This window comes from Pseudomonas hygromyciniae (genome assembly GCF_016925675.1).
In the GTDB taxonomy this organism is placed as follows: Bacteria; Pseudomonadota; Gammaproteobacteria; order Pseudomonadales; family Pseudomonadaceae; genus Aquipseudomonas; species Aquipseudomonas hygromyciniae.
Window position 1 is genome coordinate 673,120 of the sequence record NZ_CP070506.1, and the last position, 20,617, is coordinate 693,736.

16 protein-coding genes and 1 pseudogene are annotated in these 20,617 nt (G+C 61.6%); 4 read left to right on the forward strand and 13 right to left on the reverse strand.

The genetic code is table 11. The features are described from left to right. Positions 1 to 73 precede the first annotated feature (73 nt). Positions 74 to 856, forward strand: coding sequence for a hypothetical protein (locus JTY93_RS02840; RefSeq protein WP_205477556.1), 783 nt, complete (start codon positions 74 to 76; stop codon positions 854 to 856). Positions 857 to 864: 8 nt separating this feature from the next. Here JTY93_RS02840 and tspR read toward each other — a convergent pair whose 3' ends face one another. The 13 genes and pseudogenes from tspR to JTY93_RS02905 form a co-directional block, all read right to left on the reverse strand. Beyond that, entirely contained in the window at positions 865 to 1,461 is a 597-nt protein-coding gene (tspR, locus tag JTY93_RS02845; protein WP_029297681.1) for a type III secretion system genes modulator TspR, read from the reverse strand. A gap of 278 nt (positions 1,462 to 1,739) precedes the next feature. Then, positions 1,740 to 4,517, reverse strand: a complete 2,778-nt coding sequence (locus tag JTY93_RS02850) for a hybrid sensor histidine kinase/response regulator (protein WP_205477557.1) — start codon at positions 4,515 to 4,517, stop codon at positions 1,740 to 1,742. A 102-nt stretch (positions 4,518 to 4,619) separates the two neighbouring features. Further along, positions 4,620 to 5,912: a phosphoribosylamine--glycine ligase gene (gene purD, locus JTY93_RS02855; RefSeq protein ID WP_205477558.1), complete on the reverse strand. Its 1,293-nt coding sequence runs from the start codon at positions 5,910 to 5,912 to the stop codon at positions 4,620 to 4,622. A gap of 155 nt (positions 5,913 to 6,067) precedes the next feature. Next, entirely contained in the window at positions 6,068 to 7,675 is a 1,608-nt protein-coding gene (purH, locus tag JTY93_RS02860; RefSeq protein WP_205477559.1) for a bifunctional phosphoribosylaminoimidazolecarboxamide formyltransferase/IMP cyclohydrolase, read from the reverse strand. A gap of 81 nt (positions 7,676 to 7,756) precedes the next feature. Further along, positions 7,757 to 8,077, reverse strand: coding sequence for a DNA-binding transcriptional regulator Fis (fis, locus tag JTY93_RS02865; RefSeq protein ID WP_003186237.1), 321 nt, complete (start codon positions 8,075 to 8,077; stop codon positions 7,757 to 7,759). Further along, positions 8,074 to 9,087, reverse strand: coding sequence for a tRNA dihydrouridine synthase DusB (gene dusB, locus JTY93_RS02870; RefSeq protein WP_205477560.1), 1,014 nt, complete (start codon positions 9,085 to 9,087; stop codon positions 8,074 to 8,076). Before dusB ends, fis begins: the two co-directional genes overlap by 4 nt. A gap of 186 nt (positions 9,088 to 9,273) precedes the next feature. Further along, positions 9,274 to 10,479 (reverse strand): DUF3426 domain-containing protein, encoded by a 1,206-nt coding sequence (locus JTY93_RS02875; RefSeq protein ID WP_205477561.1) that lies wholly within the window; start codon positions 10,477 to 10,479, stop codon positions 9,274 to 9,276. Between the two features lie 30 nt (positions 10,480 to 10,509). After that, positions 10,510 to 11,388, reverse strand: a complete 879-nt coding sequence (gene prmA / locus JTY93_RS02880) for a 50S ribosomal protein L11 methyltransferase (RefSeq protein ID WP_205477562.1) — start codon at positions 11,386 to 11,388, stop codon at positions 10,510 to 10,512. Positions 11,389 to 11,669: 281 nt separating this feature from the next. Then, entirely contained in the window at positions 11,670 to 13,031 is a 1,362-nt protein-coding gene (gene accC / locus JTY93_RS02885) for an acetyl-CoA carboxylase biotin carboxylase subunit (RefSeq protein ID WP_003188188.1), read from the reverse strand. 17 nt (positions 13,032 to 13,048) lie between these two features. Further along, on the reverse strand, positions 13,049 to 13,513 hold the full coding sequence (gene accB / locus JTY93_RS02890; protein ID WP_029297651.1) for an acetyl-CoA carboxylase biotin carboxyl carrier protein: 465 nt from the start codon (positions 13,511 to 13,513) through the stop codon (positions 13,049 to 13,051). Positions 13,514 to 13,537: 24 nt separating this feature from the next. Beyond that, the gene (gene aroQ / locus JTY93_RS02895) at positions 13,538 to 13,993 is read right to left on the reverse strand and encodes a type II 3-dehydroquinate dehydratase (protein ID WP_133713887.1); all 456 of its coding nucleotides are present in this window, start codon (positions 13,991 to 13,993) and stop codon (positions 13,538 to 13,540) included. A gap of 302 nt (positions 13,994 to 14,295) precedes the next feature. Next, positions 14,296 to 14,811: pseudogene (locus JTY93_RS30255) on the reverse strand (methyl-accepting chemotaxis protein); the annotation flags it as partial. A 1,500-nt stretch (positions 14,812 to 16,311) separates the two neighbouring features. Then, positions 16,312 to 17,982 carry a response regulator gene (locus JTY93_RS02905; protein WP_205480144.1) on the reverse strand — a complete coding sequence of 557 codons (1,671 nt, stop codon included), beginning with the start codon at positions 17,980 to 17,982 and terminating at the stop codon, positions 16,312 to 16,314. Positions 17,983 to 18,256: 274 nt separating this feature from the next. Between JTY93_RS02905 and JTY93_RS02910 the strand changes: the two genes are divergently transcribed. The 3 genes from JTY93_RS02910 (at position 18,257) to JTY93_RS02920 (ending at position 20,550) form a co-directional block, all read left to right on the forward strand. Then, positions 18,257 to 19,324: a DUF2333 family protein gene (locus JTY93_RS02910; RefSeq protein ID WP_205480141.1), complete on the forward strand. Its 1,068-nt coding sequence runs from the start codon at positions 18,257 to 18,259 to the stop codon at positions 19,322 to 19,324. Between the two features lie 3 nt (positions 19,325 to 19,327). Further along, positions 19,328 to 19,864: an NUDIX hydrolase gene (locus tag JTY93_RS02915; protein ID WP_205480139.1), complete on the forward strand. Its 537-nt coding sequence runs from the start codon at positions 19,328 to 19,330 to the stop codon at positions 19,862 to 19,864. 314 nt (positions 19,865 to 20,178) lie between these two features. Next, a complete protein-coding gene (locus JTY93_RS02920; protein ID WP_029297635.1) occupies positions 20,179 to 20,550 on the forward strand; it encodes a translation initiation factor Sui1 in 372 nt (123 codons plus the stop codon). The last annotated feature ends 67 nt before the right edge of the window (positions 20,551 to 20,617 follow it).

A 20,617-nucleotide genomic window follows, 5' to 3' on the forward strand; every position in this document is an offset into this window, starting at 1 on the left:
GGCCCTGAAAAAAAACGTCTGGGCCGGCTAGTGTTGGCAGTAGACCCGTGTGGGTTTTTGTGGAGATACATTCATGGAGAGAAAACATAAACGAATCAATGTGGCGAAAAAGAGCAAGTTGATTGCCGCCTACCGTTTACCGGTGAGCGCGCAGTCGTCGGGATCGCAATTACCCGCCGAGGCACAGGTTGACCTCAATGGTGCGGTGATTAACAACAGTGTGTTCTCGTTTGTCGCGGGCATGAGCCATCTCAACAAGGAATACACCCGCAAGAGTTACCTGTTGGCCAGCAGCTATGTGAGTGAAGTGCTGAAAGTGAAGCGCGGCAGCCAGGACTGGTATGACGAGTTCATCAAGGTCATGACCAGCCTGGGGTGGTTGCCGATACGCAGCAGTTTCGAGCGGGTAACAACCTCAAGGAAAGGCCTGACGGTGCAGATGGCGGCGCTCAATATCATCACGTCCACCGTGGCCTCGACCTCCCTTGCAGGCCCGTTGGCCATGGCGTTGCCCAAGTTGGCGGCGGATGCCTTCGACGCGCTGAAGCAGGCGGCGGCACCGTTTGATCTGTTCAAGCGCAACATTGTCACCCATGAAGGCGGTGACTTTGGCCTGGCGTCCTGTTCTGAAGTTGATGGCGAAGTGCTGATGATTTTAGTGACCTACAGCGCCCAGGGCGTCAGCAAGAAACTGGGCATCCCGTTTTTCGAATGGGACAGCTCCACGGTCGAAGCCTTCAGTGGTCAGACCTGCCTGATGCTCAACCCGGCGGTGGTCAATGAGGCAACCCTCAACCAGTTGCGCAGGAGTGCAGGCGACAAGGTCTTGAAGGCCATAGTCCAATACCGGATTTGACCGCTGCCTCAGGGCACCAGATAACCGCGTATCCCGGTAAAGATGATCTGCGCGGCCAGCGCGCACACGAACAGGCCCATCAGGCGGCTGACAATCTGCAGGCCCTGGTCACCAAGGATGCGTTCGATCCGATTGGACAGGTACAGCACCACGCCTACCGTCAGGCTGGCCAGGGCAATGCTGAGAATCGCCATGAACTTGTCGTCCCAATGGGGCTGGCTGACCCCCATCACCAGCAGTGCGCCGATGGTGCCCGGGCCGACGGTCAGGGGAATGGTCAGGGGGACGATGGTCACGTCCTGCTGCACATTGTCGGTCTGCACCGCTGACTTGCCTTGGGCCATGCCCAGGGCCGAAATGAACAACACACTGCCGGCGCCGATGCGAAAGGCGTCCACGGTGATGCCAAACACACTGAAAATTACCCGGCCAAACAGGTAGAGCAACACGCTCGACACCAGCGTCGCCAGGGCGACCTTCCAGGCCAGGCGCCGCCGTTCCTTGCTGGAATAGCCGCGGGTCAGGCTGATAAAGCAGGACAGGACGAAGAAGGGGCTGTACAGCACCAGCATCTTCAAATAAACGCTGAACAACACATGGAGCATGGTGGAAGCTCACAGCGAAGGAAGGGCGAGGGGGAGTCTATCAGGCTTGCGGGCTTTCTGTGGCTAGGGGGCTTTCTGTGAAGAGTAGGCTTTTTGTGGAGAGTGGGCTTTTTGTGGAGAGTGGGCTTTCTGTGGCGAGGGGCTTGTCCCCCGTTGGGCTGCGAAGCGGCCCCACCCGCCTCACTGAGTTCTTTCAGTTAAATCCGGATAGCAGGTTTTAGGGCCGCTTCGCGGCCCAACGGGGGACAAGCCCCCTCGCCACAGGGAGCCTCCTTGCCTCAGGAAATGTGCGCCTGCTCCGCCGGCTGCTCACGCTGTGTCACCCAGTACTCCACCAGTTCGCGCAGTTGCGACAACTCCACCGGCTTGGCCATATGCCCATCCATCCCGGCCTGGCGTGCGCGTTCCTTGTGTTCCGAGAGAATGTGCGCGGTCAGTGCCACCACTGGCGTGCGGGTGCGCTGGTTGCTGACCTCCCAGACCCGCAGCTGCTGGGTCGCGGAGAAGCCATCGAGGATCGGCATTTCGCAGTCCATCAACACCAGGTCGTAACGCTGGGCCTTCATCGCCTGCAACGCTTCCTCGCCATTGCTGGCGGTATCGGGTTGCAGGTTGAGCTTGCCGAGCATGCCGCGAATCACTTTGGTGGAGATGCTGTTGTCTTCGGCCACCAGGATGCGGAAATCACTGGGCACGGTGACGGCCACGGGAACGTTCGGCGTGGTGTGGCGGGGTTGGACCACGCCTTTGTTGCGCTGGGTCAGTTCGTCGGCCAGGGTGGTCTTGAGGGTGTAGCCCGCGACCGGCTTGGCCAGGATGCGTTTGATCCCGCAGTTGCGCGCGATGATCTTGCTCGGTGCGTTGCTGATGCCGGTGAGCATGATCAGCAGGATGTCGTGGTTCAGGCTCGGGTCTTCCTTGATCTTCGCCGCCAGTTGCATGCCGGTCATGCCGGGCATGTTCTGGTCCAGCAGCACCACGTCGAAATAGTCGCGCAGGTGCGCCTTGGTGCGCAGCAAGGCCAGGGCTTCCTTGCCCGACGGCACGGAGCTGACATTCAGGCCCCAGGCGGTGCATTGCTGCACCAGCACTTTGCGGCAGGTGTCGTTGTCGTCCACCACCAACACCCGCGCGCCTTGCAGTGGGCCGTCGAGATCGGAGGTCGGGTGCTCCAGGCGCTCGGGGTCCAGCGGCAAGGTCAGCCACAGGGTGCTGCCTTGCTGGCTGCCAGCCTTGATGCCGAACTCGCCATTCATCAACAGGATCAGTTGGCGGGCGATCACTAGGCCGAGGTGGCCGCTCAGGCGGGTGGCCGAGAGGAAGTTCTTGCTGTGCAGTTCGCTGTGCAGCAGGGCGTCGCGCTCGGCGGCTTCCATTGGCAGGCCGCTGTCTTGCACGGCGATGCGCAGACGCGGTTTGCTGTTGCGCTCATCCAGGGCGACCACGATCAGCACTTCACCTTCGTCGGTCTTTTGCAGGGCATTTTCCAGCAGGCTCAGCAGGGCCTGGCGCAGGCGTGTGGGATCGCCACTGATGACCCGTGGTACCTGGGGCTGGATAAAGCTGATCAGTTCGACGTTCTGCTGCTCGGCCTTGGCGCGGAAAATACTCAGGCAGTCTTCGATCAGGGCATTGAGGTCGAACTGCACATCGTCCAGTTCAATCTGCCCGGATTCGAGCTTGGAGATGTCGAGAATCTCGTTGATCAGGGTCAGCAATTCATTGCCGGCGCTGTGGATAGTCTGCACGTAGTCGCGCTGCTTGACCGACAAAGGCGTGCCCAGCAGCAATTCGGTCATGCCCAGTACGCCGTTCATGGGCGTGCGGATTTCATGGCTGATCTTGGCCAGGAACTCGGCCTTGGCCGCGATTTCGGCGTTGCTGGCCGCCAGGTCGCGACTGAGGCTGAAGCGATCCTCGACGATGCTGCGCTGACGCTCGCCCAAGGCCTGGCTCATCAACAGGCCGCTGATGCAGATCACCGCCAGCAGGGTGATGATCAGGCCTTGCGGGGCTACCAGAGTCAGGCCTAGCAGGGCCGGAAGGATAATCAGCGTGCCGGTGTTGAACACCACCATGGCGAGCAAGAACAGGCGGGCAGGCCGGTAGCCTTTTTGCCAATGGTAGGCCGAGACAAACAGCATGCTCAGTCCGGCCAGCGCCACCAGGGCATAGGTGATGATGTTCAGCGGCAGGGTGTTGACGAACAGCAGCAACAGGCCGCACAGAACGATCAGCAGGATATCGGCCATTAACAGCTTGTTCAGCGGGTGCGGACCCAGTGGCGCAAAGAAGCGGTAGGCGAACATCAAGCCGCATGGCGCGGTCAGCAGCAGCGCCATATAGGCGCCTGGCGTTTGCAGCGCGTGCCAGTTCGGCAGCCAGGGGCCCAGCAGGTTGAGCAGCAGCAACAGGCTGAGCAACAGCAGCACCTCGCAGGCCGCCAGCCACAGGCTGCTGCGCGAGCGATGGTAGGCGTAGCGGGTAAGGTTGTGCAGGATCAGCATCAGCAGGCAGCCGAACAGCAGGCCATAGACCAGGGTCTGGGTCTGGTTGGCGGCGGCCATCACGGCCGGCTCAAGGGTCAGGTACGGCCGCAGTTCGTGCTCCGAGACCAGGCGCACGTACACATCCAGGGGTTTCTGGCTCTGGGGCATGGGCAGCATGAAGTCGCTGCTCGGTAGCGGGCGTTCAGCCTGGGGTTGGCGAGTGCCGGTATTCACTTGCTCGATCAGCGTGTCGCCGTCCAGCACGTACAGATTGAGGTGCGCCAGGTCCGGCGCGAACACCCGCAGCACTTGCTCGTGCTTGCCGGGCTGCAGCCTGAAACGTACCCACAGCGCGCCATGGGGCTCGGCGGCGGTGATCCGCTCCAGTTCGATGGGGCTGAATTGGTTGTTGTAGCGCGGGGAGCGAATGTCGCTCAGTTGCAGGTCGGCCTGTTCATCAAGCAATACGGCCCAGCCACTGCCTTGCGCGACGGCCTGGGCCGGCAACAGACAGAGCAAGGTCAGCAGGCTGACAGTAAAAACTATGGCGATCCTGAGCCAGCGCACGGCGAAATCCCTTCGTAGGTTGATGCACGGGGTTAACTATGCGCGGGACCGCAATAGGACGGCAAGAGCCAAAGGCCCTTGCCTAGCCGAACGGATAGCTGGTTACTGATCTTCACCGCGCTCACGGGCAATGGCACGGTAGCCAATGTCCTTGCGGTAGAAGCAGCCCTGCCAGTCGATCTTGGCGGCCAGCTTGTACGCTTGCTGCTGGGCGGCATCGACACTGGCGCCCATGGCAGTGGCGCACAGCACACGACCACCTGCGGTGACGACCTGGCCATCCTTGAGCGCGGTCCCCGCGTGGAACACCTTGCCTTCCAGTGTGGCGGCTGCATCCAGACCCTGGATCACATCACCCTTGGCGTAGTCGGCAGGGTAGCCACCTGCGGCCAGCACGATACCGACGCTTGGGCGCGGGTCCCATTGTGCTTCAACCTTGTCCAGCGCTTGGGCCAGGGCGGCCTCTACCAGCAGCACCAGGCTCGACTGCAGGCGCAGCATCACCGGTTGGGTTTCCGGGTCGCCGAAGCGGCAGTTGAACTCGATGACTTTCGGGTTGCCGGCCTTGTCGATCATCAGGCCTGCGTACAGGAAGCCAGTGTAGACATTGCCTTCATCGGCCATGCCGCGCACGGTCGGCCAGATCACCAGGTCCATGACGCGCTGGTGCACCTCGGCGGTGACCACCGGGGCAGGGGAGTAGGCACCCATGCCACCGGTGTTCGGGCCGGTGTCGCCGTCGCCGACGCGCTTGTGGTCCTGGCTGGTGGCCATCGGCAAGACGTTCTTGCCGTCGACCATCACGATGAAGCTGGCTTCTTCGCCGTCGAGGAATTCTTCGATCACTACCCGCGAACCGGCATCACCGAAGGCATTGCCGGCGAGCATGTCGCGCACGGCGTCTTCGGCTTCCTGCAGGGTCATCGCCACGATCACGCCTTTTCCGGCGGCCAGGCCATCGGCCTTGATCACGATCGGGGCGCCTTTTTCACGCAGGTAAGCCAGGGCCGGCTCGATCTCGGTGAAGTTCTGGTAGTCGGCGGTCGGGATCTTGTGGCGAGCCAGGAAGTCCTTGGTGAAGGCTTTCGAGCCTTCCAGCTGGGCCGCGCCGGCAGTGGGGCCGAAGCAGTCCAGGCCACGGCTGCGGAACAGGTCCACGACGCCCGCCACCAGCGGTACTTCCGGGCCGACGATGGTCAGGGACACGTTCTTTTGTGCAAAGTCGGCCAGTTGCTCAAGGGCCAATACGTCGATGGCGACGTTTTCGCACTTGGCTTCAATGGCGGTACCGGCGTTGCCGGGAGCGACGAAGACTTTCTGCACGCGTGGGTCTTGGGCAACTTTCCAGGCCAGGGCGTGTTCACGGCCACCGCTGCCAATGATCAAAACATTCATTTCAAAAACCTCGAATTCTGTAGGCGCTGCAGGAGCGCTTTAAAATGTGGGAGCGGGCTTGCTCGCGAAAGCGGTGGGCCTGTGAGGAATGTGTCGAATGACACACCCCATTCGCGAGCAAGCCCGCTCCCACATAACCCCCTCCCACATTTGGATCAGTGACGGAAGTGGCGCATGCCAGTGAAGACCATCGCGATACCGGCTTCATCAGCCGCGGCGATCACCTCGGCATCACGCATCGAGCCGCCCGGTTGGATCACGGCAGTCACGCCCGCTTTGGCGGCGTTGTCCAGGCCATCGCGGAACGGGAAGAATGCGTCGGAAGCCATCACCGAACCCACCACCTGCAAACCGGCGTGTTCGGCCTTGATCGCGGCGATACGCGCCGAGTTCACCCGGCTCATCTGGCCAGCGCCGACACCGATGGTCTGGCGGTTCTTGGCGTAGACGATGGCGTTGGATTTAACGTACTTGGCCACTTTCCAGGCGAAGATCAGGTCGTTGATCTCTTGCTCGGTCGGTGCGCGCTTGGTCACCACTTTAAGGTCTTCGCTGCCGATCATGCCGATGTCGCGGCTCTGTACCAGCAAGCCGCCATTGACGCGCTTGTAGTCCCAGGCAGCGGCGCGGTCAGCCGACCATTCGCCGCAGGCCAACAGGCGTACATTGGCCTTGGCCGCAACGATGGCACGGGCTTCGTCGCTAACGCTTGGTGCGATGATCACTTCAACGAACTGACGCTCGACGATAGCCTTGGCGGTCTCGGCGTCCAGTTCGCGGTTGAAGGCAATGATGCCGCCGAATGCCGATTCGGTATCGGTGGCGTAGGCCAGTTCGTAGGCCTGGCGGATCCCGCCTTCGGCGTCCGGGCTCACGGCCACGCCGCATGGGTTGGCGTGCTTGACGATCACACAGGCCGGCTTGACGAAGCTCTTCACGCATTCCAGCGCGGCGTCGGTATCGGCCACGTTGTTGTAGGACAGCTCTTTGCCTTGCAGTTGGGTCGCGGTGGCGATCCCCACTTCGGCAGGCTTGGCTTCCACGTAGAACGCCGCGCTCTGGTGCGGGTTCTCGCCGTAGCGCATTTCCTGGGCCTTGATGAACTGGCTGTTGAAGGTGCGCGGGAACTGGCTGCGGCCTTCAGTGCTGAGGGTCTCGGCGGCCTGGTTCACGGTGCCCATGTAGTTGGCGATCATGCCGTCGTAGGCGGCGGTGTGTTCGAAGGCCTTGAGCATCAGGTCGAAACGCTGGGCGTAGGTCAGGCCGCCGGCTTTCAGGCTTTCCAATACCTGGGCGTAGTCGCTGGCGTTGACCACGATGGCCACGTCTTTGTGGTTCTTGGCCGCCGAGCGCACCATGGTCGGGCCGCCGATATCGATGTTTTCGATAGCGGTCGGCAAGTCGCAGCCTGGCTTGTTGATGGTGGCTTCGAACGGGTAGAGGTTAACGGCCACCAGGTCGATCGGCTTGATGCCGTGCTCGTTCATGATGGCGTCGTCGATACCGCGACGGCCGAGAATGCCGCCATGGATTTTCGGGTGCAGGGTCTTGACCCGACCGTCCATCATTTCTGCGAAACCGGTGTAGTCCGCGACTTCTACTGCGGCCACGCCGTTGTCCTGCAGCAGTTTGAAGGTCCCGCCCGTGGAGAGGATTTCCACACCCAGGGCTTCCAGCTCCCGGGCAAATTCGAGGATCCCGGTCTTGTCGGAAACACTGATCAAGGCGCGGCGGATCGGCAGGCGGGTAGTCTGGTCGGTCATCTCAATTTCCATCAAAAGCAAAGGAGTCAGCAAAAAAGGCGACCGGTTTTACGCGGGCGCCTTTCTGGTTTGATTGAATGCTTACAGCAAATCGTATTGTTTGAGCTTCTTGCGCAGGGTCCCACGGTTCAGGCCCAGCAGCTCACTGGCTTTGGTCTGGTTGCCCTTGACGTAGTTCATCACGCTTTCGAGCAAGGGCGCCTCGACTTCGGAGAGCACCAGGTTGTACACATCCGTGACGGCCGCGCCCTCAAGGTGGGCGAAATAATTGTGCAGCGCTTTCTCGACGCTCCCGCGAAGGGTCTGGCCTTCTTCGCTCGGCGTGTTGAGGTGCTGTTTCAAATTGACGTTGTCGCTCACGGGTGTTGTTCCACTCACTAAAGTCTCGGTCATCATCGTCATGCGGCCACCCCTTCTCCGTCCCCTGCTCTCAGGCTCTTGTCTCGTTCGGCAAAGAACTCACGAACGGCGGTGACCTGTGCTTGCGTTTCATCCAAACGATTGAACCCGGCGCGAAACTCTTTGGCGCCGGGCAGGGTTGCGAGATACCAACCCACATGCTTGCGAGCAATGCGCGCACCCATCACATCCCCATAGAAGGTGTGCAGGGCGGCCAGATGCTCTAGCAGAATACGTTCCACCTCGATCAGCCCCGGTGCCGGCATGATTTGGCCGGTACGCAGGAAATGCTCGATCTCACGGAAAATCCATGGCCGCCCTTGGGCGGCTCGGCCGATCAACAGGCCATCGGCACCGGTTGCGTGCAGCACGCGCCGGGCTTTCTCGGCCGAATCGATGTCGCCGTTGGCAAAGACCGGAATCGACACCGCCTGCTTGATCGCAGCAATGGTGTCGTATTCGGCTTCACCGGTATAAAGGTCAGCGCGGGTGCGGCCATGCACCGCCAATGCTGTAATGCCTGCCTGTTCGGCGATCTTCGCCACCGTCAGGCCGTTCTTGTTGTCCCGGTCCCAGCCGGTACGGATCTTCAGGGTGACCGGTACATCCACGGCGCCGACAACGGCCTGCAGGATCTCGGCCACCAGTTGCTCATCCTTCAACAGGGCGGAACCGGCGGCCTTGTTGCAGACCTTCTTGGCCGGGCAGCCCATGTTGATATCAATAATCTGTGCACCCAGCTCTACGTTGGCCCGGGCCGCATCCGCCAGCATTTGTGCATCACCACCGGCGATCTGTACCGAGCGGGGCTCGGGATCACCTTCGTGGATCATGCGCATCCGCGATTTGCGGGTGTTCCACAAGCTCATGTCGCTGGTGACCATTTCCGAAACTACGAGGCCTGCGCCCAAACGTTTGCACAGCTGACGAAAGGGCTGGTCGGTGACACCCGCCATTGGGGCGAGAATCAAAGCGTTTGGCAATGTATATGGGCCGATGCGTACCGCCGACATAGGACTTCCCTGTTGTGGGGCCGGATCATTAGAGTTCGAAAAAGGGTTGGCATGATACCCGCTCTCGATGACTGGTTAAAGGCTGAATTGGATAAAATCTGAGCAGTTATTTTCTTATCGCCGGCGGTTTGGTCGCGGACGGACAAGTCAATAACCTGCCGTCCGAACCTTGACGCGCGCCGCCAATCACTCGGGGGAGTGGAAACTGAGACTGTAGTTCACGGCTTTGTTGCCCGGGTCGAGAATGTCCAGGGCGATATGGATCGGAGTCTGGGACGGCATCTCGGTCTGGCCGGCCAGTTCACCGCTGAGGTACTCGGCAGGCTTGAAGCGCCGGCTGGCGATCATCCGGCCATTGAGGTCGGCAAAGCGCAGCTCCAGCAGCGGGAACGGCTGGGAGAATGTGGCGCGGTTGTAGATGATCGCATCCACCACCAGGGCGCCGGCGAACTCGGGATGGCTGCGCACCACCAGGTTGCTGCTCTTTATATGGGCGATATCGACCCGCGATGGCACGGTGCAGCCCAGTTTCGGGCACAGTTCCTGGAACCATGGCCGGTACTTGTCCTGGCGGGCCAGGTCGTCGAACTGGTAGGCGATGTACTGGCCGGCGAGGGTGGCGGCGGCCAGCAGCACCAGGGTCAGCCAGAACAGGCGGCGGCCCCAGCCGGCGGGACGTTTGCCGGTATAGAGATGCAGCGGGTCGTCTTCCAGGTCCTGCAGCATCTCGTCATGGGCGTTGGACGTGGCGCGAGGGCGCTTGCGGCGCGGTTCCGGCTCGTCCGGTTCGCTGCCGAGCGTCGGCTCGGGCGGGTCGAGGGCGTCGGCGGTATGCAGCGCCGTCGGCTCGTCGTCCACCTCGTGAAGGTCGAAGGACATCGAAGGTTCGGTGCGCAGGGATTTGCCTGTGGCTACTGGCGCCGGCTCGGCTTCCTCCTCGGTGTGGGCGATTGTCGCAGCCCGTTCGTCCGGAGGATCGCTGAACAGGCTGGCGGCCCACTGTTCCTCTTCGGCCTTGGCGGTGTCGCGGCTGGCGCTCATCGACTCGTCTTTTTGCCGGCGGTCAGCGCTGGCCTGGCGCCGGTCGCTGCCCAGGGGCTGGGTGTGCTGGATCTCCCGGCGCTCCAGCTTGGCCAGTTCTTCGTCGAGGTCCAGGTTGTCCAGGTCCAGCTCTTCGGCGCTCCATTGCTTCTGGCTGATGGCGCGCGGCGCTGTTTCGGCGCTCGGCGCTTCAGGTGCGTGTGCGCGCTGCTCCAGCAACTGGCGGGCAGCGTTGAACACTTGCAGGCAAGAGCCACAGCGAACCACGCCACGGGCCACGCTCAGTTGAGCATGGCTGACGCGGAAACGGGTTTGGCAATGCGGGCACTGGGTGACGAAACTGTCGGTCATGCGGCCATCCGATTCATGCAGGCGCTCATTCTAGCGCCGACGACCGCTGATGCGTACCCAGCCATCGCGGTTGGCGATGGGGTCTAGGTCAAAGTCCTGGGCATAGGCGGCGGCGACTTCTTCACCCTGCTCGGCGAGGATCCCCGACAACGCCAGGCGCCCGCCTGGCTTGACCAGGCTCGACAGTTGCGGGGCCAGTGAGACCAGCGGCCCGGCAAGGATATTGGCGACCAATACGTCGGCCTGGACCTGGGGTAACTGCTCCGGTAGGTACAGTGGGAATTTGTCTTCAGGGATGTTGTTGCGCCCGGCGTTATCGCGGGAGGCTTCCAGGGCCTGCACGTCGATATCGGTGCCGACCGCTTCCTGGGCGCCCAGCAGCAGCGCGGCGATGGCCAGGATCCCCGAGCCGCAGCCGAAGTCCAGCACGTTGCAGCCTTGCAAGTCCTGGCCGTCGAGCCATTCCAGGCACAGGGCGGTGGTCGGGTGGGTGCCGGTACCGAACGCCAGGCCCGGGTCCAGCAGCAGGTTGACGGCCTCAGGCTCCGGGGCGGCATGCCAGCTTGGCACGATCCACAGACGCTGGCCGAAACGCATGGGCTGGAAGTTGTCCATCCAGCTGCGTTCCCAGTCCTGGTCTTCGATCACTTCACTGTGGTGCTCGGGCAATGGGCCGCCGGTCAGCAGTTCCATGTGGGCAAACACGCTGGCGGCGTCGGTGCCGTCTTCGAACAGGGCCAGCAGGTGGGTGTGGGACCACAGGGGGGTGGTGTTCAGCTCAGGCTCGAAAATCGGTTGGTCTTCGGCGTCCATGAAGGTCACCGATACGGCGCCCACTTCGAGGAACGCGTCTTCATAGGTTTCGGCTTGTTCTGGGCTGATGGCGAGACGGACTTGCAGCCAAGGCATGGCGGGCACCTTTGAAAAAAATGAGTGTGCAGCGGGGTGGGCTGCGAAAGGGCGCAAGTTTACGCGAGAGCAGGCCAGAAGACGACAGTGCCGACGATATGCGCTGCAGCGGGTGTACATGGAGCAAAATGTGGGAGCGGGCTTGCTCGCGAATGCGGTGGGTCAGTGATGGACATGTTGACTGATACACCGCATTCGCGAGCAAGCCCGCTCCCACATTTGGATTGTGTGCATCCATAAACAACAAAACCGCCCGAAGGCGGCTTTGTTGGGTGGAGCACTTACTGGTTGGCCAGCTTGTGTTCCAGGTAGTGAATGTTCACACCACCTTCGCAGAAGCCTTCATCACGAACCAGATCCCGATGCAGTGGGATGTTGGTCTTGATGCCGTCGACCACGATTTCGTCCAGGGCGTTGCGCATACGGGCCATGGCCTCGTCGCGGGTGGCGCCCCAGGTGATCAGCTTGCCGATCAGCGAGTCGTAGTTGGACGGAACCTTGTAGCCGCTGTACAGGTGCGAATCCACACGCACGCCGTTGCCGCCTGGCGCATGGAAATGCTTGACCAGGCCAGGGCTTGGGATAAAGGTCTTGGGGTCTTCGGCGTTGATCCGGCACTCCAGGGAGTGGCCGTGCATCTTCACGTCGTCCTGGGTGAAGGACAGCACGTTGCCAGCGGCGATGCTCAGCATCTCCTTGACGATATCGATACCGGTGACCATCTCCGAAACCGGATGCTCTACCTGCACGCGAGTGTTCATCTCGATGAAGTAGAAGCGGCCGTTCTCGTAGAGGAACTCGAAAGTCCCGGCGCCACGGTAGTTGATATCGATGCAAGCCTTGACGCAGCGAGCCAGGACTTCCTGGCGTGCCTTTTCATCCAGGCCAGGAGCCGGAGCTTCTTCCAGGACCTTCTGGTGACGGCGTTGCAGCGAGCAATCGCGGTCGCCCAGGTGGATGGCGTGGCCTTGGCCGTCGGACAGTACCTGGACTTCCACGTGACGTGGGTTGGTCAGGTATTTTTCCAGGTAAACCATCGGGTTGCCGAACCAGGCGCCCGCTTCCGAGCGAGTCTGCTTGGCCGCTTCGATCAGGTCTTCTTCCTTGTGCACCACGCGCATGCCGCGACCACCGCCGCCGCCGGCGGCCTTGATGATCACCGGGTAACCGACTTCGCGACCAATGCGCAGGGCGGTTTCCTCGTCTTCAGGCAGCGGGCCGTCGGAACCTGGAACGGTTGGCACACCGGCTGCGATCATGGCGTCCTTGGCCGAAACCTTGTCGCCCATCAGGCGAATGGTCTCGGCTTTCGGGCCGATGAAGGCGAAACCGGATTTTTCCACCTGTTCGGCGAAGTCGGCGTTTTCCGCGAGGAAGCCGTAGCCAGGGTGGATGCCATCGGCGCCAGTTACTTCAGCAGCGGCGATGATGTTCGAGACCTTCAGGTACGAGTTCGTGGCCAGTGGCGGGCCGATGCAGATGCTTTCGTCCGCCAGTTTCACGTGCATCAGTTCGGTATCGGCCGTCGAGTAAACAGCGACGGTCTTGATGCCCTCTTCCTTACAGGCGCGCAGGATACGCAGCGCGATCTCGCCGCGGTTGGCGATCAGGACTTTTTGCAGTTTCTTCGCAGGTTTCAACATCGAAGGCGCTCCGCGGTTCAAACGATGGTGAACAGCGGCTGGTCGTACTCAACCGGCTGACCGTTTTCTACCAGGATGGATTCGATGACGCCGGCTTTTTCGGCCGTGATGTGGTTCATCATTTTCATCGCTTCCACGATGCAGATGGTGTCGCCCACTTTCACAGTCTTGCCCACTTCAACGAAGGCTGGCGAGGTCGGTGCCGGGGTGCGGTAGAAAGTACCGACCATTGGCGACTTGACCACGAAACCGTTGAGCACTGGCGCGGCCGGTGCGGCGGGAGCGGCGGCAGCAGCAGGTGCGGCGGCCGGAGCAGCAGCGGCTGGAGCCGGCGCTTGCATCTGCGGCGCGTAGAACTGTTGGGCCGGGGTCTTGCTGTGACGGCTGATCCGTACGGACTCTTCGCCTTCCTTGATTTCCAGCTCGTCGATACCGGATTCTTCCAGCAGTTCGATCAGTTTCTTAACTTTACGGATATCCATGAATCATCAACTCCCAAGGGTCGGTCAGGGGCGTTTAGCCTGTTCTTCAATTTGTTCCAGGGCGGCCTCCAGGGCCAGTCGGTAACCGCTGGCGCCAAGGCCGCAGATCACTCCTACCGCTACGTCGGAGAAGTAAGAGTGATGGCGGAAAGCTTCGCGTTTGTGCACGTTCGATAAATGCACTTCGATGAATGGGATGCTCACCGCCAGCAGCGCGTCACGTAATGCAACGCTTGTGTGCGTAAAAGCGGCGGGATTGATCAGGATAAAGTCCACGCCTTCGCTGCGCGCGGCGTGAATGCGATCAATCAATTCATACTCGGCATTGCTTTGCAGGTAGAGCAGATGGTGGCCGGCTTCACGGGCCCGTCGTTCCAGATCGAGGTTGATCTGTTCGAGGGTGACTGCACCGTACACACCCGGTTCGCGGGTGCCGAGCAGGTTCAGGTTGGGTCCGTGAAGAACCAGTAAGGTCGCCATCGGCTGTTCCTTGTTATTGGATGTGGGTACGTCAGAACCCGGCGACTATGCCGCAAAGCCTTTATGACTGTCCAGTTCTCTGCAATAGCCAGCACGATTAGCGAGGATTGCGCAAAGTATGTGACCGAGGCGCACGATCCGGTCATTGGTAACACGGTCCCGAGTACGCAGGAGATCAAAATGTGGGAGCGGGCTTGCTCGCGAATGCGGTGTATCAGTCAACATGTCCATCACTGACCCACCGCATTCGCGAGCAAGCCCGCTCCCACATTTTTGATTCCCGTCTGATTTGGGAGATGGCGTCAGACGCGGAAGGCCTGCACGGCTGTATTAAGCTGCCCGCCGAGCACCAACAAATGCTCACCCTGGCTGCGGCCCTGGCCAATGCGCAGCAGGTTGTCTTCGCCCAGTTGGTGGATGCGCTCGCTGTTATCACGGATCTCACTGACTGCGCCGCTCTGCTGGGCCGTGACATCGGCAATGCGGATGGCCGTGTCGGAAATGGTCTGGATCGCGCCGACGATTTCATCCAGCGCACCATCCGCTGCTTGGGCCTGCTGGGCGGTGGCTTCGGCATGTTCGACCTGGGCGCGCATGCCCTCCACCGATTGCCGTGCTGCAGTTTGCAGGCCGGCGATCAGGGTCTGGATCTGGGCGGTGGCGCCCGCCGTGCGCTGGGCCAGGGAGCGTACTTCGTCGGCGACCACGGCAAACCCGCGCCCGGCTTCACCGGCGCGGGCGGCTTCGATGGCGGCGTTGAGCGCCAGCAGGTTGGTCTGGTCGGCAATCGAGCGAATCACCGTCAGCACGCTGCCAATGGTTGCGGACTCTTCGGCGAGTTTTTCGATCATCTGCGCATTGTCTTGCACTTCGCCCACCAGCGCGTGCAGGCCGGTGAGGCTCAAGCCGATCACCCGCTGGCCGTGCTCCACGGCCTCGCCGGCACTGCGGCTGGCCCCGGCGGCCTGACTGGCGTCGCCGGCAACCTGCTGGATCGTGGCTTCCAATTCGCCCAATGAATCACGGATTTGCGCAGTGTCGCCGGCCTGGCGCTCGGCCCCGTCGTGCAGGCCGCCGCTCAGCTCGGCCAGGGCGCGGCTGCTGCCGGCCACTTGCTCGGCATTCGTGCGAATAGTGCCCACCAGGTTCACCAGGTAAGCCCGCAGGCGATTGAGCGAGGCTTCAATGTCATGCAGTTCGCGGTTGGTCGCGCCCAGGGCGATCTGTTGGCTGAAGTCGCCCTCGGCCCAGGTCGACAACGCCGGCGCCAGGCTGGTGAGCACCCGCGCCAGGCGGCGTTGCAGGGTATCGATGAGCAGGGCGATCAGGAGGATCAGGCCGATCATCACGCCTTGGATCATGCGCACTTCACCCTGGATTTTGGCGTGCTGGGCACGGACTTCAGGCTCCAGCGCGGCGATCGCTTGCTGCACGGTGTTGATTTTCAGGTGGGTTGCGGCGGCCAGTTCAGTGCGTTTCTGGATTTGCTCGCGGGTACGCGCAAGTTCGGCCGGGTAGCGTGTGAGCAGGCTGTTGAGTTCGCGCTTGAGGCCGACGCCGGTATCTTCGACGACCTTGGTCTCGCTGCTTTCCAGGCCCATCAACGCAGAAAAGTCATCGCTGTTGGAGGCGCTGCTGGCGGTCACACCCAGCAGCGGCAGTTGCTCCAGCCGGTCGGCCTGGGTGCGGATATTGGCCAGTTCGCGCTCTACATCGTCGGCCAGTTCACTGCGCCCGCTGCTCACCAGCTTGTCCCGCGCCAGGGATAACCGGCCCAGATGCTGCGCGGCAGCGAGCAGCGGCGGCAGATAACGTGGCGCGCCCACCGAGTTGACCCCCGTGGCGTACTGGCTCAGTTGCTCCAGATTGGCCCCCAGTTCCCGCTCGGCTTGCAGCAGCAAGGCTTGTGGGTCGCCGGACAGTTTGCCGGCGGCCAGCAGGTCGGTCTTGCTGAAGCCATCGAGGTCCAGCAGGCCGGGGCGCAATTTTTCGCTCAGCTCAGGCGGCAGTTCGTCGAGGTGTAGCAGCAGGCTTTCCAGGCTCTGGCCGGCAGCGCTCAGGCGCAAGGCGTCGCCGCTGGCCAGATAGTCGTCGATATTGCGCGCGGTCTGGTTCTGGAACGCCTGGGACAAGCCCAGGTAGCGCTCCATCAATAGATAAGGACGTTCGAGGGCCCGTTGCGACCACCAGAGCGTAGCGCCCAGGGCCAGGCAAACGGCGACCAGCAGAAGGGTGTTCAGATTCGTCAGCAGCTTCAGGCGCATGCGTGGTTTCAACCAACGGCGGAAGGATAAGTGCCTGAAGTTATTGCGTTTTCGTTACATCGTTATGACGGATTGAGTGGAATCCGATGAAAAGGTGGCACTTTGCCTTGAGGGGCCCGCGGCGTGTACCCGATTACGCCCGGCGTCCTTGGCGCGGTACAGCGCCTCGTCGGCCTGGGCGGCCATCATCAGGCTATCGGAGCCGTCGCACAGTTCGACCACGCCGGCGCTGAAGGTGCACCACAAATCCTGGGGCTGGGCCGGGTAATGGATTTCAGCGAAGCGCCCACGGATTTCGTCGAGCACCTTGCAGGCGGCGTCCAGGTCGGTGTCGGGCATCACAATGGCGAATTCTTCGCCGCCGTACCGGCCGATATAGTCGGTCTTGCGCAGACGCTGCTTGAGAAACAGCGCCAGGCTTTTGATCACGCGGTCGCCCATGGGGTGGCCGTGGCTGTCGTTGACCCGCTTGAAGTGGTCAATGTCGAGCATGGCAAAGCTCAGCGGCTTGTTCTCGCGGCGCGAGCGGAAGCTGCAGTCTTCCAGCAGTTGCAGGATATGGGTGTGGTTGTACAGGCCGGTCAGGCTGTCGCGCACCATCCGCGCCTTGAGATGGCGGGCGCGGGCCGCGCGGTTGCGCACGGTGGTGATCAGGTGGCGCGGCTTGATCGGCTTGGTGAGGAAGTCGTCGCCGCCTTCGCTCATGGCGTCCAGCTGTTTATCCAGGTCGTCTTCGGCCGACAGGTAAATGATCGGCACGCTGACATAGCGGTCGTTGTGGCGAATCACCTTGGCCAGCTCGGTGCCGGTGCAGGCCGGCATGTACATGTCGAGGATGATCAGGTCGGGCTGGAAATCCGCAAGCTCAGCCATGGCCTGGATCGGTTCGATCAAGGTGCGGGTGACGATCCCGGCGCTGTTGAGCAAGCGTTCGGTGTGCATCGCCTGGGCGCGGGAGTCGTCGATGATCAGCACTTTATAAGGTTCGTACTGGGCGACGCAGGTCAGGACTTCGATTTTTTCCAGCAGGCTGGAGGCTTCCAGGGTGCCGGTGAGAAACTCCTGGCCCCCGGCGCGCACGGCGGCCAGGCGGGTGGGGGTGTCGGTTTCGTGCAGGCTGAAGAACAGCAGCGGCAGTTTCTGCTCCAGGCCTTCCTGGGCCTCGGCGGCCAGTTTCAGGCCCAGGCCGGTGCCGCAGAAGTCCACATCCATCACAATCGCCGCTGGCAGGCGTTCGGCCATGGACGAACGGAATGCCGCCACGCTGTCCAGGGACTGGGCGCTCAAGCCAAAGAATTCCAGCTGCTTGGCCAGGCGCTCGGCGCGGTCGTGATCGGCCAGCATCACGTAGATAGGCTTGCGCATCGGCGGCAGGAAGGTCTGGTCCAACTGATCGCCCTGGCGCAGGCCGGTACGGGACAGGCGCTGCATCAAGCGGTTGAGGTCGGTGATCAGGTTGCTGCTCAGGCGGCCGCGGTTTTCGTCCACGGCTTTAAGCGACTCGATGATATGCCGGGCCAGTTGGCCATGCTCGGGTTGTTCAAAGCGCTCGGCAAAACGCAGCAGGCGCAGATTGGCCTCGCTGAGTTCGTTCAATTCGGCGTGCGACCATTCGCTGCGCTGTAAACGCTGCCAGATCTCAAGAATTTGACGCGCCTGATGAATTACCCGCTGGGCAAAGTGGTGCTTGAGACGCTCACGGCTGGGGTCTTCTGGCTCGGTCATATCCTGACTACTAGGTAAGGGTGCATGCTGAGGTCGACTGGTGGCTCTATGCTAGCACCTCTTTTCATTCGCACGAGTGTCATACGTCAATTAACTGCAACGTCCAGACGATTCATTTGCTGACTGTTGGGTCGCGTAGGCGCATCAGCGCCCATCCTTTATAGTTGAGTGCCAGCTTTACGCCACCTTGATTAAAAGCCCCGCACAGACGGGCACGATGGGGTAGGGTTGTGGTCGTAGCTATTGAACTCAAGTGACTGAAAGGATATCCGCCATGCTGGACTGGAAAAACCGTGCAGGCAGCGCCCCAGGCCCAAGCCCTGCGCCCAAGTCGGCCTCCCGCAGCTATTTTCGCAATTTGCTGATGAGTCGTGCCCTGCTGACCCTGGTTGTGATTTACCTGTTGGTCACCGGTGGCCTGGGTTGGTATTGGAGCCAGGAGCCGGCTTTGTTCCCGGTCCAGCAAAACGCGCAAATTGCCGCCGAAAAAGACGGCAAGCAAATGGTGATCGGCTTTACCACCGTCGAAACCGTCAAGACCGTGGTGGGTACCCTGCTGAACAAGCCGGGTGGCTATATTTCCAACGACCGCTTCCCGCCAGGGTTGTGGATGGACAATATGCCCAGCTGGGAATACGGCGTGCTGGTGCAGGTGCGTGACCTGACCCGTGCCCTGCGCAAGGACTTCGCCCGCTCGCAATCGCAATCGGCCGAAGACGCCGACCTGGCCAAGGCCGAGCCACGCTTTAACTTCGACAACAAGAGCTGGGTGCTGCCCTCCAGCGAATCGGAGTACCAGGAAGGCATCAACTCCCTGAACCGTTACCAAGCGCGCCTGTCCGACCCCAACCAGAAAGGCGCGTTGTTCTACGCGCGTGCCGACAACCTGAACAACTGGCTGGGCGATGTCGCCACTCGCCTGGGTTCGTTGTCGCAGCGCCTGTCGGCCAGTGTCGGCCGGGTCAAGCTCAATACCGCGCTGAAAACCGAAACGCTGGCGCCGGGCGAAGTGCCGCAGCTCGATGAAGAAGTGGTGGAAACCCCATGGATGCAGATCGACAACGTGTTCTACGAGGCCCGTGGCCAGGCGTGGGCCCTGTCCCACCTGTTGCGTGCCATCGAAGTCGACTTTGCCGACGTACTGGCCAAGAAAAACGCCACCGTCAGCGTACGCCAGATCATTCGTGAGCTGGAGGCGTCCCAGGAAACCCTGTGGAGCCCGATGATCCTCAACGGCAGCGGCTATGGCATATTGGCCAACCACTCGCTGGTGATGGCCAACTACATCTCCCGCGCCAACGCGGCGGTGATCGACTTGCGTCAACTGCTGAACCAGGGTTGAGTCATGGTCGATAGCGCCAAGGAGGTCGCGCACCGCGCGGCCTCGGATGCCGAACATATCGCCTGGGTCGACGAGCAGGACAACCTGCTCGGCGCCCTGGTGCGCGCCGACCTGCGTGAACGCGGGCTGATCGGGCGCGGTACCTACATCATGCTATTCAACTCAAAGGGTGAGTTGTGCGTGCATCGGCGCACCCTGAGCAAAGCCATCTATCCCGGTTATTGGGATGTGGCGGCGGGCGGGATGGTGGCGGCTGGCGAGACCTATGAGCAGTCGGCAGCCCGTGAGCTTGAGGAAGAGTTGGGCGTCAGTGGTGTTGAATTGAACGCTCACGATCACTTTTTCTTTGAGGATACGGGCAACCGGCTCTGGTGCTCGGCGTTCTCGGCGGTCTGGGATGGGCCGCTGCAGTTGCAGCCCGAAGAAGTGCTGGAAGCGCGCTTCATGAGCATCGAGGCGGTGCTTGAGGATATCCAGCAAAAGCCCTATTGCCCCGACTCCCTGGCCGCATTAAAACGCTATCTGGCTGCACGTCGCTAAAGTTGCATAAATTGGCGCCATTTGGCTCTTAGCAAGTAGGCTTTTTGCCGTTACACTGCGCGACTTTTCAAGCCGAACCGCTCTAGCGTCTCCCCGGCCCCTGTAGGAGCGAGCTTGCTCGCGAAAAACCCAATGTCACCGCGTGCTGTCTGAATGCCCGCGTTATCGTTGACGATTTTCGCGAGCAAGCTCGCTCCTACAGGGGCGGGGAGGGCTAAGCGGTTCGGTAGCGCTGCCCCTGCCTGAGTGGGGCTTCGCGGTCAGCCGCCCATTGCGGGCACTGACCAGTCTTCATCCTCCCAAGAGGATTGCCGGTGGCCAAAAAAGCCGCATCCTTCGCCGCCCTTGGTGGCCTGGTGTTTTCCACCGACGCAGGTCGGCATTGCCCGGACTGTCGCCAGCCCGTGGACGCCTGTACCTGCAAACAGACCCTGATTCCCGAAGGTGACGGTATTGCCCGCGTTCGTCGCGAGAGCAAGGGCCGTGGCGGCAAGACGGTGACCACCATCACCGGCGTGCCCCTGGCAGCCGAGCCACTCAAGGAGTTGGCCACCGTGCTGAAGAAGCGCTGTGGCACCGGTGGCGCCCTGAAAGACGGGATCATCGAAATCCAGGGCGATCACGTCGAGTTGCTGTTGGCCGAGTTGATCAAGCTCGGATACAAGGCGAAGAAATCCGGCGGCTAGCAGCCTCTGTGAAACCCGCACCGACGAGCGTGCTCGTCGTCTCCATGGTTTCACAGAGCCTGTTCCT

Bases quoted from the DNA above. Each gene is read 5' to 3' on its own strand.
- purD (WP_205477558.1), bottom strand. From the start codon at position 5,912: ATGAATGTTTTGATCATTGGCAGCGGTGGCCGTGAACACGCCCTGGCC.
- JTY93_RS02910 (WP_205480141.1), top strand. From the start codon at position 18,257: ATGCTGGACTGGAAAAACCGTGCAGGCAGCGCCCCAGGCCCAAGCCCT.
- JTY93_RS02840 (WP_205477556.1), top strand. From the start codon at position 74: ATGGAGAGAAAACATAAACGAATCAATGTGGCGAAAAAGAGCAAGTTG.
- accC (WP_003188188.1), bottom strand. From the start codon at position 13,031: ATGTTGAAACCTGCGAAGAAACTGCAAAAAGTCCTGATCGCCAACCGC.
- aroQ (WP_133713887.1), bottom strand. From the start codon at position 13,993: ATGGCGACCTTACTGGTTCTTCACGGACCCAACCTGAACCTGCTCGGC.
- JTY93_RS02905 (WP_205480144.1), bottom strand. From the start codon at position 17,982: ATGACCGAGCCAGAAGACCCCAGCCGTGAGCGTCTCAAGCACCACTTT.
- fis (WP_003186237.1), bottom strand. From the start codon at position 8,077: ATGACGATGATGACCGAGACTTTAGTGAGTGGAACAACACCCGTGAGC.
- purH (WP_205477559.1), bottom strand. From the start codon at position 7,675: ATGACCGACCAGACTACCCGCCTGCCGATCCGCCGCGCCTTGATCAGT.
- tspR (WP_029297681.1), bottom strand. From the start codon at position 1,461: ATGCTCCATGTGTTGTTCAGCGTTTATTTGAAGATGCTGGTGCTGTAC.
- accB (WP_029297651.1), bottom strand. From the start codon at position 13,513: ATGGATATCCGTAAAGTTAAGAAACTGATCGAACTGCTGGAAGAATCC.
- dusB (WP_205477560.1), bottom strand. From the start codon at position 9,087: ATGTCGGCGGTACGCATCGGCCCATATACATTGCCAAACGCTTTGATT.
- JTY93_RS02875 (WP_205477561.1), bottom strand. From the start codon at position 10,479: ATGACCGACAGTTTCGTCACCCAGTGCCCGCATTGCCAAACCCGTTTC.
- JTY93_RS02915 (WP_205480139.1), top strand. From the start codon at position 19,328: ATGGTCGATAGCGCCAAGGAGGTCGCGCACCGCGCGGCCTCGGATGCC.
- prmA (WP_205477562.1), bottom strand. From the start codon at position 11,388: ATGCCTTGGCTGCAAGTCCGTCTCGCCATCAGCCCAGAACAAGCCGAA.